Raw genomic sequence first — 14,504 nt, forward strand, 5'->3', positions numbered from 1 at the left:
GCTACAGAACACGCTATAGCGGAATCATTCCCGAGAACCCGAAGAATGACAACGCCAGCATACCTGCCAAAATAAAGGCAATCCCTAAGCCGTTTAATGATTTGGGCACATCAGCATATTGCAGCTTTTCCCGTAAGCTGGCCATGAGAATAATAGCCAGCGCAAAGCCTGCACCTGAACCGATAGCATGCACGACACTTTTGGCAAATGTAAAATTGGATTCTGCATTTAAGAGCGGTACGCCAAGCACGATACAGTTAGTGGCAATCAGCACCAGATAAATTCCCCACATATTGTATAAGGCAGGGGCGTGCTTTTTAATGATCATTTCCGTCAGCTGCACAAAGCTTGCGATTAAAACAACAAAAACAATTGTTGTAAGAAACGTTAATTGAAACGGATGCAAGACAAAGGTGTAAACGACCCAGGCCAAAATTGAGCTTAGTGTCATAATTGAAGTAACAGCCATCCCCATCCCGATGGAGGCATTCAGGTTTTTAGAAACGCCAAAGAAAATACACAGCCCCAGAAAACGGGTCAACACAAAGTTGTTAACAATAACAGCGCCCATAAAGAGTGTAAAATATTCACCCATTATCCCTCACTCCTTTGCACACCGATTGTCGGCATAATCACGGCATTATTTTTCGCTGCCTGTTGTTTTTCCTGATACTCGCTAATGAGATTAAACGCTCCCAGCATAAGCCCCATAAGTAAAAAACCTCCTGGAGCAAGTACCATGATCAGCGGAGGATCATAAGCAGCCCCGAAGATTTGTATCCCGCCAATACTGCCTGAACCAAACAGTTCGCGAATAACACCGATTAACAACATTGCACCGGCAAAGCCTGCTCCCATACCCAGTCCGTCAAAAAAAGAAGGAATAACCGGATTTTTGGCGGCAAAGACTTCAGCACGGGCAAGAATGACGGCAAATACCACAATTAAGGCCAAATAGATGCCCAGCTCACTGTACAGCATAGGCAGATACGCTTCCATTACAAGCTGTACAAGTGTAACAATGGTTGCTATCGAAGTAATATATACCGGCACACGGACTTTGGGGTTGACCCAGTGCCGGAAGATTGAAACGACTACGTTGTTGGCGGTTATAACGAACATAACGGACAACCCCATGCCAAGCGAATTAATCACAGTTGAGGTAACTGCCAATGCCGGGCAAAGACTAAGTGCAAGCCGGAAGATAGGGTTTTGTTCAAATATTCCCTTATAAAAAATATCCCATAACTTCATTGTTTCCACCTCACTTCTTTTGCGCAGCGTATTCAGCTACCTGCTCGACTGCTTCCCGAATCCCCTTGGTAACCGCCCGTGACGTGATTGTGGCTCCCGTTAACGCTTGTATATTTTTATCCGATGGTACTTTCACGACTTCCATATCTTCTGCTGCTTTGCCTGCAAAGCGCTGACGAAATTTAGAATCAGCCGCTTTATCACCTAGTCCTGGCGTTTCATTATGCGCCAGGATTTTATAATCCAGCATCTTGCCTTCCGGTGTAACAGCAGCCAGCATACGAATTGCCCCGCCATACCCTTTGCTTTCAGCCGGAACTACATAGGCGATGGTTTTGCCATCTTTTTGCGCAGCATACCAATCCGCTTTTCCCTGAATAGGTTGGAACGTTTGCGCCTCTGCTACCAATTCCTTCATTGCCCGGTTTTTTAAATTGACTCTCTCCTGCGCTGCAATGGGAGCCGTTATGGAATAGGTGCCGGCTATAATAGCACCTGATAAAAGACAGGCAATGGTTAAATTGATACCGATCTTGAAAATGCTGTTCTGCTCGTCGTGCCCGTGTCCTTGTACTGCTTCTGCCATCAGTCTTACCTCCTAGTACCGAATTTAACCGGCTTCACAAGCCGATCGATCAGCGGCGTCACCGAGTTCATCAGTAGTATGGCATAACAGACGCCTTCAGGATAACCCCCCAGCAGCCGGATGAGTACCGTTAATGCTCCGGCACCTATGGCAAAAATGATTTGCCCTTTGACGGTTATCGGAATGGTCACCATATCGGTAGCCATATAAAACGAGCCCAAAACGAGTCCGCCCGATAACATTGCCAGCAGAGGATCTCCTGTAAATAGCCCGCCATGGCCGCCGAACAGCCAGGTTAAGCCCGCAACTGTGACAATCATGAATACTGGCACATGCCAGTTAATATAGCCACGGTAAATTAAATACAATCCGCCAATAAGCAATAGCACGACTGATGTCTCCCCGGCACTGCCACTGCGTGTCCCCAGAAACAGTGCTTTATACAAAGAAGGCTGATCGCCAAAAACCTGAACTAATTTTTCATATCCCTGCAGCTTTAATATGCCAAGCGGAGTAGCAGAAGTCACTCCGTCTATTTGACTTGGCATGGAAGGCCACGTTGTCATCGCGATCGGCCAGGACGCCAGTAGAAAGGCCCGTCCGATTAAGGCCGGATTAAAAATATTGTAGCCTAAGCCCCCCATCGTATGTTTCGCGACCCCTATCGCTACCAGGGAACCCAGCAAAGGCATATACCAGGGAACAGTAGCAGGAATGTTCATTGCCAATAGCAAGCCGGTCAAAAAAGCACTGCCATCGGAAATACTCACCGGTTTATTCTGCCACTTTTGGATCAAATATTCGGTACCTACAGACGCTGCAATACAAATTATCAAAGTCAGCAATGCAGGCATACCAAAATGCCATACGGAAAATAAGGCTGCTGGAGCCAGTGTCACATTAACTGTCCACATTATTTTTGCTATTGACTCGTCACAGCGAATATGAGGCGATGCCGAAACGGCTAAGATTCCTGTCTCAATTTTACCCTCTGCATTCATTCGCCCCACCTCCTATTTTTTTACCGCCTGGGCGGCATTTTGGGCTTTAGACAATTTGATATACTGAACAATGTTTCGTTTAGCAGGACATACATACACACAGGAACCGCATTCCACACAATCCAGTAGATTATACTCTTCCTTCGCCTCCTGGTAACGGCTGCGTTCTCCCAGCAGGCTGAGCATACTCGGCACTAAGCCCATTGGGCAGGTTGCAACACAGCGCCCACAACGAATACAGGGCCGCTCCGGCCCAACATTGACATCAGCAGCGCTTAAGGCCAAAATACCAGAGGTGCCTTTAATAATGGGAGTATCCAGCGTCCGCTGCGCTAATCCCATCATTGGGCCACCCATGATAATTTTAACAGGTGGTTCCCTAAAGCCTCCGCAGCATTCAATCGCCTGGGAAAAAGTCGCACCTACCCTAAGTGACAAGTTCTGCGGTTCAGCGATAGCGCCGCCGGTTACGGTTGTAACCCGCTCAATAAGGGGAAGGCCATTTTGCACAGCATCAGCAATAGCCACTGCGGTACCGACGTTCTGAACAACAATGCCCACATCCATCGGTAAGCCGCCTGATGGAACTTCACGGTCAGCAATAACCTTAATCAGAGTTTTTTCTGCGCCCTGGGGATATTTTGTTTGCAAGGCAACCACTTGGATCGAGGTCCCTTCTGCCGCTTTGCGCATAGCAGCAATGGCGTCAGGTTTATTTTCCTCAATTCCAATGAATCCCCGGGTTACTCCGAGAATTTTCATCGCAATTTGTGTTCCTGTTATCACGTCCTGGGAGCGGTCCAGCATTACGCGATGGTCTGCCGTCAAAAAGGGTTCACACTCAGCACCATTTAAAATAAACATGTCAATTGGCTTTTCTGCAGGTGGGGCCATTTTAACGTGTGTTGGAAAGGTAGCCCCGCCCATACCGACAATTCCTGCCTGGCGGACAAATTCTTTCAGCTCGCTGCGATCAAAATCCTGCCAGTTACGCGAAAGCGGTAAACCTTCCTGCCATTCATCCTGACCATCGCTTTCAATAACAATAGCAGGACAGGTCCCAAAAACGGGATGTGGATATTCGGAGATTTCAACAATCTTACCGGATATTGAAGCATGCACCGGAGCAGAAACAAAGGCCTGTGCTTCTGCAATAATCTGTCCCTTTTTTACCAGATCCCCTGGCTGAACAATTGGAGTACAGGGTGCACCAATGTGCTGGCGGGTGGGAATAATCACCCGTGATGGAAGAGGGGCTGACCGGATGTGTTTGCTTGCAGTGTAAGCCTTGCGGTCATTCGGATGAACGCCGCCGCGAAAACTTTTTGCCATACTGTCACCTCGTTTGCATCTGTTAATTATAAATGCGGGTAATAACGGGCTGCATCTTGACATCCGACCGGATAGAGACATCCACATACTTGATATACATGACTGCCAGGCCGAACGACAGTACGCCACCGATTATTTCCGGCAATTGCGCATCATATCCAGCATTAGCTGCTAGCATCCCACCGCTGATTCCACCTATAAAGGCCGCTACCAGGGGAAGCACAAAGACGATAAACGCCGCTTTTAACATTCCGGCTTCACGAATTTCAAATTCCACACGCTGTCCAGGTAAAGCGCCTACAGGATTCTTAGCCTCCAGCACGAGCGCCGAATTGCCCGGGCAAGCCCCGCAGCTTTCACAATTATTATGCCGGCTCGCTTTTATCTTGGCCGTTTTTCCTGTAACCTCCAACACAACACCCTCCTGGCGCTTAACCATATTCCCCCTCCTTTTTGTCTACTATTCTATTAGCATCATATTCTTACATTACACATCTTAGTAACATTCTTTATCCTTTCTGCTTTCAATTATCATTTCCTGCTAATTTACGGTAAATTTACAACTTTGGCAATATTGATTTATTTTATGTAATCACGGCTTTTACCGGTAAATAAAAGAAGGGAGAGTGTTTAATGCACTCTCCCTTAGTTCATACATAAAGAAAATTTATATTGATTTTTTTATACAAATAAGCCAATCACCTGCGGATAAAGAATCCCGGGTACAGTAATTGTACCCGGGGCTCTTACTTCACTCTTTTTCATTTAAGATAATATTGCGTACAGCTTCTTCCTCTGAAATCCGCACCTTGTTAGGCAAGCGCTGATTTAAGCCATTCAATAGTTCTTCACTTGCTTTAAAAAATACTTTCTGATTTTCAGTTTTGCCCTTTTTCATTACCCGAAAGGCCAGTGTCCAGACCTTACGTCCGTCAAGCGCGGAGTGAAGACGGTATGTGCGGCGAAACTTAACGGCACCTACCAGTTTGGGAACATAGTCATAAATACCAAAAACATCTTTATAGGGTATCTCATGCACCTGAGTGCCGAATAAGCTCTTTTTCGTAATCCGGAACACTTTTTTGTCTAATTCATAGGTAAGCTTTGATTGTGCCCTGTCAATCAATACAAAAATGATCATTAATTCAGCAAAAACTTCCAGCGGAGAGAAAAAGCCAATATCAAAATACCGATAAACACTAAAACCAATCATCGCAACAAGCATAATTACACTAAAAGAAATAGCGTACGTATTCTTTTGGGTAACAATAGACCGATCTACAATTTTCTCCATATTTCCTCCTGTATCACTAAACTTACCGTTATAGTATACAGTATTTAAAGTAATCCGTACAATATGTTGACAAAATAAAATGGCCGGGATTTATTCCCGGCCATACAGAATGAATGAATTAGAGATTGAGCAATCCAAAGAAGACATAGCAGACGATTGCGCCAACCACTGACATGGACAGACCCCAGATCAACAGGTTACGGAACAATTTTGCTTTATCTTCATGCTCACCGGCGCAAGCGATGCAAAGAGCGCCGAGCGTAGAAAGAGGCGAAGTATCAACTAAGTGAGCACCGATGTTGATTGAAGAAATCATAGCAATTGGGTTACCGCCGCCAACTTCTTTAATCAAGCCGGGAACCATTGGCAGGAACATCGGCATAACTACGCCGGACGAGCTGGAGTATGCTGATATAGCACCTGTAATCAAACCAAGCCAAGCATTAACTGTGGTAGGAGTAGAGATAGCGCCAATTACTTTAACCAGAGCATTGAGTCCGCCGGCTTTATCCATAACTTCGATAAGCACGGTTACACCGCACACCATGAGCATTACGCCCCAGGGCATTACCTTAATAGCGGCTTTGCTGTCCCCTGAGCCAGTCAGCATCAATACGCCAGCCAGCATAAAGGCAATGGAACCAACATTACTCAATAGATTCAGGACAGTTTTGGAGAATAAGGCTTTCGTTGCAGGCAAGCCGGGAAGTACAACCAAGAGGATCAAAATGCCTACCATTGAGAGTGTAAGAATTTGATGCTTATTGAAAGGTTCCGGTTTGGGAGCCAATTCATCAATATTGAGCGTTTCACCGCGTTGTTTCTTAATCCAGGCCCAGCCGCCAAGAATAAAGAAGCCGCCAATATTAACCAAACCTTGCGCAATTTCCGAGTTAAAGTGAATTTTCCAGGCAAGGCCGGATAAGTCGGTAATTCCTAGGCCGCCTGCCATTTTAGCAATAATACCATTAGATATAATACCAGTAGGAGCAAAAGGTGAGAACGCAGCGCCGTTAGCGGCACCAACAACAATCAGGGTCATCAGGAAAGCCGGCATCCCGATACGGGTGGCAATCGCCATCGCAACCGGTGCCATCAACGCTGTTCCGGCAATGTTACCAGGTCCGATAGTTGTTACAAACGTAGTAAGAACAAAAATAATTAATGGCATAAATGCAGTGTTGCCTTTGCAAAGCCGTACGGAATAAGCAGTCAGCTTTTCCATCGTGCCATTTGTTTGGGCCATACCAAATAGGAAAGTAACACCGACAAGAATCATGAAAAGTCCGGTTGGGAAATAGCCCATTACTTTGGCAGCTGTTGTCTCTCCCCAGATACCGCCAACGATTATTGCGAAAGCGATGCCAAGGAAACCAACGTTCAAATCTTCATTTACACAACTGATAATTACGACAATGAGTAGGGCAACAATTGACATAATTGCAGCCAATGAAATTTCCATGTGAATTCCCCCCTATTGTATTTTCAGCTTAACTTTCCATGAGGTACTGCTTTTGTCCACATTTTAGCAGGAGGATGTTGAACAGTTGCTCTAATTATTCTTCGATTTGCAATAAAAACAATAATATACACATATACATAGTGTACGCATCCTCTCCGGCAAGGCATCACTCCTTTCTATGACATAATAGTATCACTAAAGATACTATTATGTAAATAATAAATACTCTGAAAATTTAAACCAATTAAGGAAACATAGGGATTTTATTTCCTATAAAATTCCTCTATGTCTCTATAGATATAAGTTATTCTAGCTGCAAGATAAAAATCCTTCTTTTGCTAAAAAAAGACACAAAAAAAAGAGAGGCATAAAGCCTCTCTTTTTTTTTACTGCTTATAGTCCAAGCACACCAAAAGCTACATAGCAGACAAGCGCACCAACAACCGACATGGATAAGCCCCACAACATTAAGTTACGGAACAATTTCGCTTTGTCTTCATGTTCTGCAGCACTGGCGATACAGAGAGCACCTAAGGTAGACAGAGGTGAAGTATCAACCAAGTGGGCTCCGATGTTGATCGAAGAAATCAGGGCAATAGGGTTACCGCCCCCTACTTCTTTGATCAAGCCAGGTACCATAGGCAGGAACATCGGCATTACAACGCCTGAAGAGCTGGAGTAAGCCGAAATGATGCCGGTAATGAAACCAAGAACACCATTAATCGTAACAGGGTTAGAAATAACACCGATCATTTTAACCATAGCAAGCAGACCGCCAGCTTGGTCCATGATGTCAATCAGTACGGACATACCGCACACCATGACAATAACGCCCCAAGGCATAGCTTTTACAGCTTTGGCATCATCAGCGATTTCAAACAGCAGGAAGATTGCACCGATACCGAAAGCAACGGCACCAACATCCCATTTCAGGAAGATAACAGAAATAACAAGAGCAACAATACCTGCTAAAGTAGCCCATTGTTTAGTTGTAAAAGGTTCTGGTTTGGGAGCAATTTCATCAATGTTCAGAGCACTGCCGCCACTTTGTTTTCTCATCCAGGCTAAGCCGCCAAAGAGAAAGAACCCACCGAAGTTAACAAGACCTTGCACAACTTCAGAGTTAAAGTGAACTTTCCAAGCAAGACTGGATAAGGAGTCTGCAGGAATTCCCAATTGGGGAGCCATTTTGGCAATGATACCATTAGAAATGATACCGGTAGGTGCAAAAGGTGAAAACGCAGCACCGTTGGCAGCGCCAACGATCAGCATTGTCATAGCCATTGCAGGTACGCCGATACGACCGGCGATAGCCATACCTACAGGAGCCAATAAAGCAGTGGAAGCAATATTACCAGGTCCAATAGTTGTTACCAAAGTAACCAGGAAAAAGAAGATAATAGGGATTAATGCTGTATTGCCTTTAGCAAGACGTACAGAATAAGCACTAAACTTTTCCATCGTACCGTTTACCTGGGCGCAGGCAAACATAAAGGTAACTCCGACAAGGATCATAAACAGGCCAACCGGCCACCCTTTGAAAATTGCGGCTACTTTTAAGCCAGAGAACACAATACCAACAAACAGAGCAGCTGCAATTCCAAGAATACCTACGTTCATTTCTTTGAAGCAAGAAATGATGACTATGATGCCGAGAGCGATCATAGACGCTAATGCAGGGGTACTGATATCCATGTTGTCTCCTCCTTGTATTTATTTTGTTCCAGCTAAGCTACGATTCTTGAGCCAATAAGAGGACTCCACTGTTGTGACAAAACACGTAGTATGAATCGCAAAAACAAGGCTTAACATTGGGAACTTAATATGGTTAATGCCGAAGCATTAATCACCAGATTCTAATCTTCGTCTTCTTCCTCTTCTTCTACAGGAGCAGGGAAAGCGGAATGAAGAGCTTTCGTTGCCATTATGAATACACCAATTACAATAAACATAGTTGGCAGAGCGACAAACAGCATAGTTACTGCAGCACTAGTAGCTTGACTCATCTTATTCTACCTCCTTTTACTTCGCCAGCGCCGGAATTAACGCTAGAACCAGACCACCGGCTACAACGGATGCAACCTGACCGGCAACGTTAACGCCAATTGCGTGTTGAATAATGAAGTTTGTAGGATCTTCTTTCAGAGCCATTTTTGCAATAACGCGTCCCGACATCGGGAATGCAGAAATACCGCAAGCACCAACCATCGGATTAATCTTAGTAGAGCTGAAGAGATTGAGCAGTTTAGCGAACAATACGCCGCCAACAGTGTCAAATACGAAAGCAACTGCACCAAGAACCATGATCAAACCAACATCCCAGGTTAAGAAGCGATCAGCAGTCATAGTTCCGCCGACAGTAATGCCGAGGAGCAAGGTAACAAGATTTGCCAGCTCATTTTCTGCGCAGCTGGAAAGATTCTCAGTAACACCGGATTCTTTCAACAGGTTACCAAACATAAGTGCGCCAATCAGAGCAACTGAAATAGGAGCTACAATACCAGCAATGATGACAATCATCAGAGGGAATAAGAATTTAGTGGTTTGCGAAACAGGTTCTTCCCCTTGGAAGCCCATTTTAATTTTCCGTTCAGCTTCGGTAGTAATTGCTTTAATAACCGGAGGCTGAATAACAGGAACGAGAGACATATAGGAATAAGCGGCAACAGATAGAGGTCCAAGCAAGTCAACAGCATAACGGCTTGCTACGTAAATAGTAGTCGGGCCGTCAGCAGCACCGATAATACCGATTGAAGCGGCATGCGGGAAGCTGAAACCAACAAGGGTTGCGCCAATAGCAGTAGCGAAAATACCGAACTGAGCAGCTGCTGCAAACAGCATTACAGACGGACGGCGAATCAATGGCGCAAAATCGCACATTGCACCGATAGCAATAAAAATAAGTACAGGGAACAATTCATTAGCGATACCGGCTTTGTAAAGAACGATGAGGAATCCTTCTTCACCTGGTACCTGTGAAACAGCTGAGGAAAAGGGAATATTTGCAAGAATAGCACCGAAGCCCATCGGCAGCAATAATGCAGGCTCATAGTCTTTTGCTACTGCCAGCCAAATCAGGATTGACCCGATTGCCCACATGACTACGTGTGTAAGTTTCAGGCCGATAAAGCCTTGCAGCAGTTCGTCCAGCCAAGGATATTGCATAAACAATGCTTCCATTGGTAGTTTACCCTCCCATTAAATAACTATTGCTATAGTTATTGTTTTAAATTTTATTAACTTGGAGACCTGTAGGATTTCAAGTGCTTTGCTAACTTGAAATCCGTATCTCCTGAAAATTAACCTTTGATAACAGCCAGAACTTGACCAGGTTTTACGCTTTCGCCAGCAGCAACGTTGATGGATTTAACCACGCCTGCAGCAGGAGCGCCAATTTCGTTTTGCATTTTCATAGCTTCTAACAGCATGATAACGTCGCCTTTTTTAACGGTAGTGCCTTCTTTAGCAACGATTTTGCTTACTTTACCAGGCATTGGAGCTGTGATCGGGGTGTCACCAGCAGCAACTTCAGCAGGAGCTGCTTTAGGAGCAGGAGCGGCTGCAGGAGCAGCTGCCGCAACAGGAGCGGCTGCAACAGGAGCAGCTGCAGGAGCAGGAGCGGCTGCAGGAGCAGCTGCAGGAGCTGCGGAAATAGCTACGCCTTCTTCTTGCACCTCAACGTTATAAGCTACACCATTAACATTTACTTTGAATTTTCTCATGTTTTTTATCCTCCATTCAATAATTAATTAAGCAAATTGACGGCCATCCATAACTTTTTGGCGACCGCTAGCTGCCCAGGCGTTAGTTGTACGTTTTATCCGTACTGCATGAGAGCCGGCTGTACGAGCATGTACAGTAGCTGCTACGATGGCTGCAATCATTTCAGCATCATCCATCATGGAGTTGATGCTGGCCGTAATGGCAGCAACAACTTTAGGATCGATTTCTCCGTCAACTGTGACACTTGACGGTTGTTCATCAGCGGCAGGAGCAACCTTCTCTTTTTTCTTTTTTACTGGTTGAGCCGGTTTTCCGCCACCGAACAATGAATCAAAAAAACCCATTATTCATTCCCCTTTCTTTTTGCGGGTTATAGCGGAATATTGCCGTGCTTCTTAGCAGGGCGTGCTTCACGCTTGCTAGCCAGCATATTCAATGCAGTGATAATGCGAGGTCTGGTTTCTTTTGGTTCGATAACAATATCAACAAATCCGCGCTCAGCTGCTTTGTAAGGAGTTGCAAACTCTTCAACATATTGAGCTGTTTTTTCAGCTGCATCAGCAGCACCGCGGAAAATGATATTAGCGGCACCAGCAGGTCCCATAACCGCAATTTCCGATGTAGGCCAAGCAAGTACCTGATCAGCACCTAAGTCTTGTGAGCACATTGCTAAGTAGGAACCGCCATAAGCTTTACGGGTGATAAGAGTAATTTTTGGTACAGTTGCTTCTGAATAAGCATACAGCATTTTTGCACCATGACGAATGATGCCGCCGTATTCTTGATCAGTACCAGGCAGGAAGCCAGGAACGTCAACTAAGTTAACCAACGGAATGTTGAAAGCATCGCAGCAGCGGATAAAACGTGCCGATTTATCGGAGGCGTTAATATCCAGGCAGCCAGCCATTACTTTCGGTTGGTTAGCAATAATACCAACTGTTTGTCCGTCGAAACGGGCGTAGCAGGTAATGATATTTTGCGCAAAGTGCGGCTGCACTTCATAGAATTCGCCGTTGTCAACGATTGCTTTAATAACATCTTTCATGTCATAAGGCATGTTGGAGTTATCAGGCAATAAGCTGTTGAGGCCTTCATCCATGCGGTTTGCATCATCACCGGTTTCATATACAGGAGCTTCTTCCAGGTTGTTGCTGGGCAGGAAGCTCAAGAGATAACGGATCTGCTGCAGGCAGTCGTCTTCGTTTTCTGTAGCAAAATGAGCCACACCGGATACGGAGTTATGTGTCATAGCACCGCCGAGAGCTTCAGACGTTACTTCTTCGGCAGTAACTGATTTAATAACCTGAGGACCGGTAATGAACATTTGGCTGGTGTTTTTAACCATGTAGATAAAGTCAGTCAATGCAGGGGAATACACTGCACCGCCTGCGCAAGGTCCCATGATTACGGAAATCTGGGGGATAACACCGGAAGCTAAAGTGTTGTTAAGGAAGATTTTGCCGTAGCCGGCCAAAGCATCAACCGCTTCTTGAATACGAGCGCCGCCGGAATCATTAATTCCAACGATAGGAGCACCCATTTTCAATGCAAGATTTTGCACTTTGACGATTTTAGCTGCGTGCATTTCACCAAGAGAACCGCCTTCAACGGTAAAGTCCTGTGCAAATGCATAAACTAAACGGCCGTCAATCGTACCGTAGCCAGTTACAACACCTTCACCTGGCAACTCTTTTTCACTCATGCCGAAATTGACACAACGATGGGTTACAAATTGGTCCAATTCAACAAAAGTACCTGCGTCGAACAGCTTTTCAATACGTTCGCGAGCAGTCATTTTACCGGAAGCATGCTGCTTCTCGATACGCTTTACGCCGCCGCCCAGCTTAACTTTTTCTTGCTTCTTTTTCAGAAGAGCAATTTTTTCTTGAACAGTAGCCATCTTACACCTCCATTAGAAATCCGGACACTAGTCCAAATCATACAGTATCATATTTTAGCGTATTTTGGTAGTTTTTGATACTAAAATTAATTATTTACGCTCGGATAATTCGAGCAGGATGCCGCCGGTAGCCTTCGGATGAACGAAAGCAATGCTGGCTCCGCCTGCACCATAGCGAGGTTTTTCATCAATGAGACGTACGCCTTTTTCTTTCAGGTCAGCAAGAGCAGCTTCGATGTTGTCAACGCGCAATGCTACGTGCTGGATTCCTTCGCCGTTTTTCTCAATGAATTTAGCGATAGGGCCGTCCGGAGAAGTAGATTCCAGCAATTCTAATTCGCTGTCACCGCAAGGGAAAAAGCTTACTTTTACCTTTTGTTGATCTACTACTTCATCTTCAGGAAGGTGAGTCAGTCCCAGCTGTTCTACATAGAACTTTTTAGCTTGAGCCAGATCCTTAACTGCAATACCAATGTGATCGACTTTTAAAACTTTAAATGACATGTAAATACCTCCTTAAAATAGCTTTATTTATCGTAAAACAGTAGCTAAAATACTGTTTACAACACTATAAGGGTCCTTATCGCGATTATGTACACTTTCCACAAGGCGGTCAAACTCACCAGTTGCCGTGACTTTCTTCATGACATAACGACCAATCTGTTCATCAACCATAGCAATAAGTTCATTTTTAGTACGTTGTGTACGACGGGTAGCGAGTTCTCCCGAATCCTTAAGGTACGCGATATGGTCTTCGATTGTCTGCGTCAATTCAGTAATGCCTTCATTCTGACTGGCAATTGTCCGTTTAATCGGCGGACGCCAGTCGACCTGTACAGGATTCAAATCCAGCATCATTGAAATTTCAATATTTAATTTGTCGGCACCGTCTCGATCGGCTTTATTAATCGCAAATACATCACCGATTTCCAGTATACCGGCTTTAATAGCCTGGATATCATCGCCTAAGCCAGGAACAAGCACTACAATGGTAGTATCTGCCGCTTTAATGATATCGACTTCCGACTGGCCTACACCAACAGTTTCAATAAAAATGATGTCCTTACCGGATGCATCTAATATTTTTACGGCTTCCGCGGTTTTACGCGACAAACCGCCTAAACTTCCCCGTGTTCCCATACTGCGAATGAAAACCCCTTCATCGAGGGTGAGATCATTCATCCGAATCCGGTCTCCCAGTATGGCACCACCCGAAAATGGGCTGGTAGGATCAACAGCAATAATACCGACAGTTTTACCCTGACGACGGTATTCCTTTGCCAGCTTATCAGTCAAGGTACTTTTTCCCGCTCCAGGCGGCCCGGTAATTCCAATTACATGAGCTCTACCGGTATGGGGGTATAGCTCTTGCATAATAGCAACAGCATTGTCATATTCATTTTCAACAGCCGTTATTGCCCTGGCTAAAGCCAGACGCGATCCGGCAAGTAATTCTTTTGCTATATCCATTAGGTTTTCACCACCTCATGGCTTTGCGCTGCTCCTTGCAATAAGGAGCAGCGCCATAGCCGAATTGGGATAGTATCCTATTTTACGTTAGCTTTGATGAATTCAATAATGTTGCTGGTAGGAGTGCCAGGGGTAAATACTTCGGAAACACCGCTTTCCTTCAGGAAAGGAATGTCAGCATCAGGAATAACTCCGCCGCCAACTACCAGTACATCGTTCATGCCTTTTTCGTTCAGCATAGTAACGATTTTCGGGAAAAGTGTGTTGTGTGCACCGGACAGAAGGCTCAGTGCCACTACATTAACGTCTTCCGAAAGGGCTGCTTCAATAATTTGTTCAGGAGTTTGACGAAGGCCGGTGTAAATTACTTCGAAGCCGGCATCACGAAGGGCACGGGCTACAACTTTAGCGCCGCGATCATGTCCGTCAAGACCTGGTTTTGCTACAAGTACTCTAATACGTTTTTCCATTGTTGTCCCTCC

Annotated in this window: 17 protein-coding genes; all 17 read right to left on the reverse strand. The window is 45.1% G+C overall.

Features of this window, described 5'->3' with window-relative positions:
• Positions 1-13 precede the first annotated feature (13 nt).
• The 17 genes from EV210_RS13065 to EV210_RS13140 all read right to left on the reverse strand — a co-directional run bounded on the left by EV210_RS13065 (position 14) and on the right by EV210_RS13140 (position 14,492).
• Entirely contained in the window at positions 14-595 is a 582-nt protein-coding gene (locus tag EV210_RS13065) for an electron transport complex protein RnfA (protein ID WP_132081217.1), read from the reverse strand.
• Positions 595-1,254, reverse strand: coding sequence for an electron transport complex subunit RsxE (gene rsxE / locus EV210_RS13070; RefSeq protein WP_132081219.1), 660 nt, complete (start codon positions 1,252-1,254; stop codon positions 595-597). The genes EV210_RS13065 and rsxE overlap by 1 nt, the downstream gene beginning before the upstream one ends.
• Before the next feature lie 10 nt (positions 1,255-1,264).
• Entirely contained in the window at positions 1,265-1,840 is a 576-nt protein-coding gene (locus EV210_RS13075) for an RnfABCDGE type electron transport complex subunit G (protein WP_132081221.1), read from the reverse strand.
• A gap of 5 nt (positions 1,841-1,845) precedes the next feature.
• Entirely contained in the window at positions 1,846-2,841 is a 996-nt protein-coding gene (locus tag EV210_RS13080; protein WP_132081223.1) for an RnfABCDGE type electron transport complex subunit D, read from the reverse strand.
• A gap of 12 nt (positions 2,842-2,853) precedes the next feature.
• A complete protein-coding gene (gene rsxC / locus EV210_RS13085) occupies positions 2,854-4,173 on the reverse strand; it encodes an electron transport complex subunit RsxC (RefSeq protein ID WP_132081225.1) in 1,320 nt (439 codons plus the stop codon).
• A 22-nt stretch (positions 4,174-4,195) separates the two neighbouring features.
• Positions 4,196-4,612 (reverse strand): SoxR reducing system RseC family protein, encoded by a 417-nt coding sequence (locus EV210_RS13090; RefSeq protein WP_132081227.1) that lies wholly within the window; start codon positions 4,610-4,612, stop codon positions 4,196-4,198.
• 312 nt (positions 4,613-4,924) lie between these two features.
• The gene (locus EV210_RS13095) at positions 4,925-5,467 is read right to left on the reverse strand and encodes a hypothetical protein (protein ID WP_132081230.1); all 543 of its coding nucleotides are present in this window, start codon (positions 5,465-5,467) and stop codon (positions 4,925-4,927) included.
• A 118-nt stretch (positions 5,468-5,585) separates the two neighbouring features.
• Positions 5,586-6,929 carry an SLC13 family permease gene (locus EV210_RS13100; RefSeq protein WP_132081233.1) on the reverse strand — a complete coding sequence of 448 codons (1,344 nt, stop codon included), beginning with the start codon at positions 6,927-6,929 and terminating at the stop codon, positions 5,586-5,588.
• Positions 6,930-7,322: 393 nt separating this feature from the next.
• Positions 7,323-8,624: an SLC13 family permease gene (locus tag EV210_RS13105; protein WP_132081236.1), complete on the reverse strand. Its 1,302-nt coding sequence runs from the start codon at positions 8,622-8,624 to the stop codon at positions 7,323-7,325.
• A 161-nt stretch (positions 8,625-8,785) separates the two neighbouring features.
• A complete protein-coding gene (locus tag EV210_RS22670) occupies positions 8,786-8,935 on the reverse strand; it encodes a hypothetical protein (RefSeq protein WP_165898894.1) in 150 nt (49 codons plus the stop codon).
• 16 nt (positions 8,936-8,951) lie between these two features.
• On the reverse strand, positions 8,952-10,109 hold the full coding sequence (locus EV210_RS13110) for a sodium ion-translocating decarboxylase subunit beta (protein WP_132081239.1): 1,158 nt from the start codon (positions 10,107-10,109) through the stop codon (positions 8,952-8,954).
• A gap of 119 nt (positions 10,110-10,228) precedes the next feature.
• Positions 10,229-10,651, reverse strand: a complete 423-nt coding sequence (locus EV210_RS13115) for a biotin/lipoyl-containing protein (RefSeq protein ID WP_132081242.1) — start codon at positions 10,649-10,651, stop codon at positions 10,229-10,231.
• 27 nt (positions 10,652-10,678) lie between these two features.
• On the reverse strand, positions 10,679-10,996 hold the full coding sequence (locus EV210_RS13120) for an OadG family protein (protein WP_132081245.1): 318 nt from the start codon (positions 10,994-10,996) through the stop codon (positions 10,679-10,681).
• A gap of 26 nt (positions 10,997-11,022) precedes the next feature.
• Positions 11,023-12,552, reverse strand: a complete 1,530-nt coding sequence (mmdA, locus tag EV210_RS13125) for a methylmalonyl-CoA decarboxylase subunit alpha (protein ID WP_132081248.1) — start codon at positions 12,550-12,552, stop codon at positions 11,023-11,025.
• 90 nt (positions 12,553-12,642) lie between these two features.
• On the reverse strand, positions 12,643-13,056 hold the full coding sequence (gene mce / locus EV210_RS13130) for a methylmalonyl-CoA epimerase (protein ID WP_132081251.1): 414 nt from the start codon (positions 13,054-13,056) through the stop codon (positions 12,643-12,645).
• A gap of 27 nt (positions 13,057-13,083) precedes the next feature.
• Entirely contained in the window at positions 13,084-14,022 is a 939-nt protein-coding gene (gene meaB, locus EV210_RS13135; protein ID WP_132081254.1) for a methylmalonyl Co-A mutase-associated GTPase MeaB, read from the reverse strand.
• Positions 14,023-14,099: 77 nt separating this feature from the next.
• Complete coding sequence (locus EV210_RS13140) at positions 14,100-14,492, reverse strand: cobalamin B12-binding domain-containing protein (RefSeq protein ID WP_132081257.1); 393 nt, start codon at positions 14,490-14,492, stop codon at positions 14,100-14,102.
• Positions 14,493-14,504 lie beyond the last annotated feature (12 nt).

This window comes from Anaerospora hongkongensis, from assembly GCF_004339805.1.
Taxonomy (GTDB): domain Bacteria; phylum Bacillota; class Negativicutes; order Sporomusales; family DSM-15969; genus Anaerospora; species Anaerospora hongkongensis.

Bases quoted from the DNA above. Each gene is read 5' to 3' on its own strand.
- EV210_RS13100 (WP_132081233.1), bottom strand. From the start codon at position 6,929: ATGGAAATTTCATTGGCTGCAATTATGTCAATTGTTGCCCTACTCATT.
- EV210_RS13095 (WP_132081230.1), bottom strand. From the start codon at position 5,467: ATGGAGAAAATTGTAGATCGGTCTATTGTTACCCAAAAGAATACGTAC.
- rsxC (WP_132081225.1), bottom strand. From the start codon at position 4,173: ATGGCAAAAAGTTTTCGCGGCGGCGTTCATCCGAATGACCGCAAGGCT.
- mmdA (WP_132081248.1), bottom strand. From the start codon at position 12,552: ATGGCTACTGTTCAAGAAAAAATTGCTCTTCTGAAAAAGAAGCAAGAA.
- EV210_RS13065 (WP_132081217.1), bottom strand. From the start codon at position 595: ATGGGTGAATATTTTACACTCTTTATGGGCGCTGTTATTGTTAACAAC.
- EV210_RS13110 (WP_132081239.1), bottom strand. From the start codon at position 10,109: ATGGAAGCATTGTTTATGCAATATCCTTGGCTGGACGAACTGCTGCAA.
- EV210_RS13140 (WP_132081257.1), bottom strand. From the start codon at position 14,492: ATGGAAAAACGTATTAGAGTACTTGTAGCAAAACCAGGTCTTGACGGA.
- EV210_RS13080 (WP_132081223.1), bottom strand. From the start codon at position 2,841: ATGAATGCAGAGGGTAAAATTGAGACAGGAATCTTAGCCGTTTCGGCA.
- EV210_RS22670 (WP_165898894.1), bottom strand. From the start codon at position 8,935: ATGAGTCAAGCTACTAGTGCTGCAGTAACTATGCTGTTTGTCGCTCTG.
- mce (WP_132081251.1), bottom strand. From the start codon at position 13,056: ATGTCATTTAAAGTTTTAAAAGTCGATCACATTGGTATTGCAGTTAAG.
- rsxE (WP_132081219.1), bottom strand. From the start codon at position 1,254: ATGAAGTTATGGGATATTTTTTATAAGGGAATATTTGAACAAAACCCT.
- EV210_RS13105 (WP_132081236.1), bottom strand. From the start codon at position 8,624: ATGGATATCAGTACCCCTGCATTAGCGTCTATGATCGCTCTCGGCATC.
- EV210_RS13075 (WP_132081221.1), bottom strand. From the start codon at position 1,840: ATGGCAGAAGCAGTACAAGGACACGGGCACGACGAGCAGAACAGCATT.
- EV210_RS13115 (WP_132081242.1), bottom strand. From the start codon at position 10,651: ATGAGAAAATTCAAAGTAAATGTTAATGGTGTAGCTTATAACGTTGAG.
- meaB (WP_132081254.1), bottom strand. From the start codon at position 14,022: ATGGATATAGCAAAAGAATTACTTGCCGGATCGCGTCTGGCTTTAGCC.
- EV210_RS13090 (WP_132081227.1), bottom strand. From the start codon at position 4,612: ATGGTTAAGCGCCAGGAGGGTGTTGTGTTGGAGGTTACAGGAAAAACG.
- EV210_RS13120 (WP_132081245.1), bottom strand. From the start codon at position 10,996: ATGGGTTTTTTTGATTCATTGTTCGGTGGCGGAAAACCGGCTCAACCA.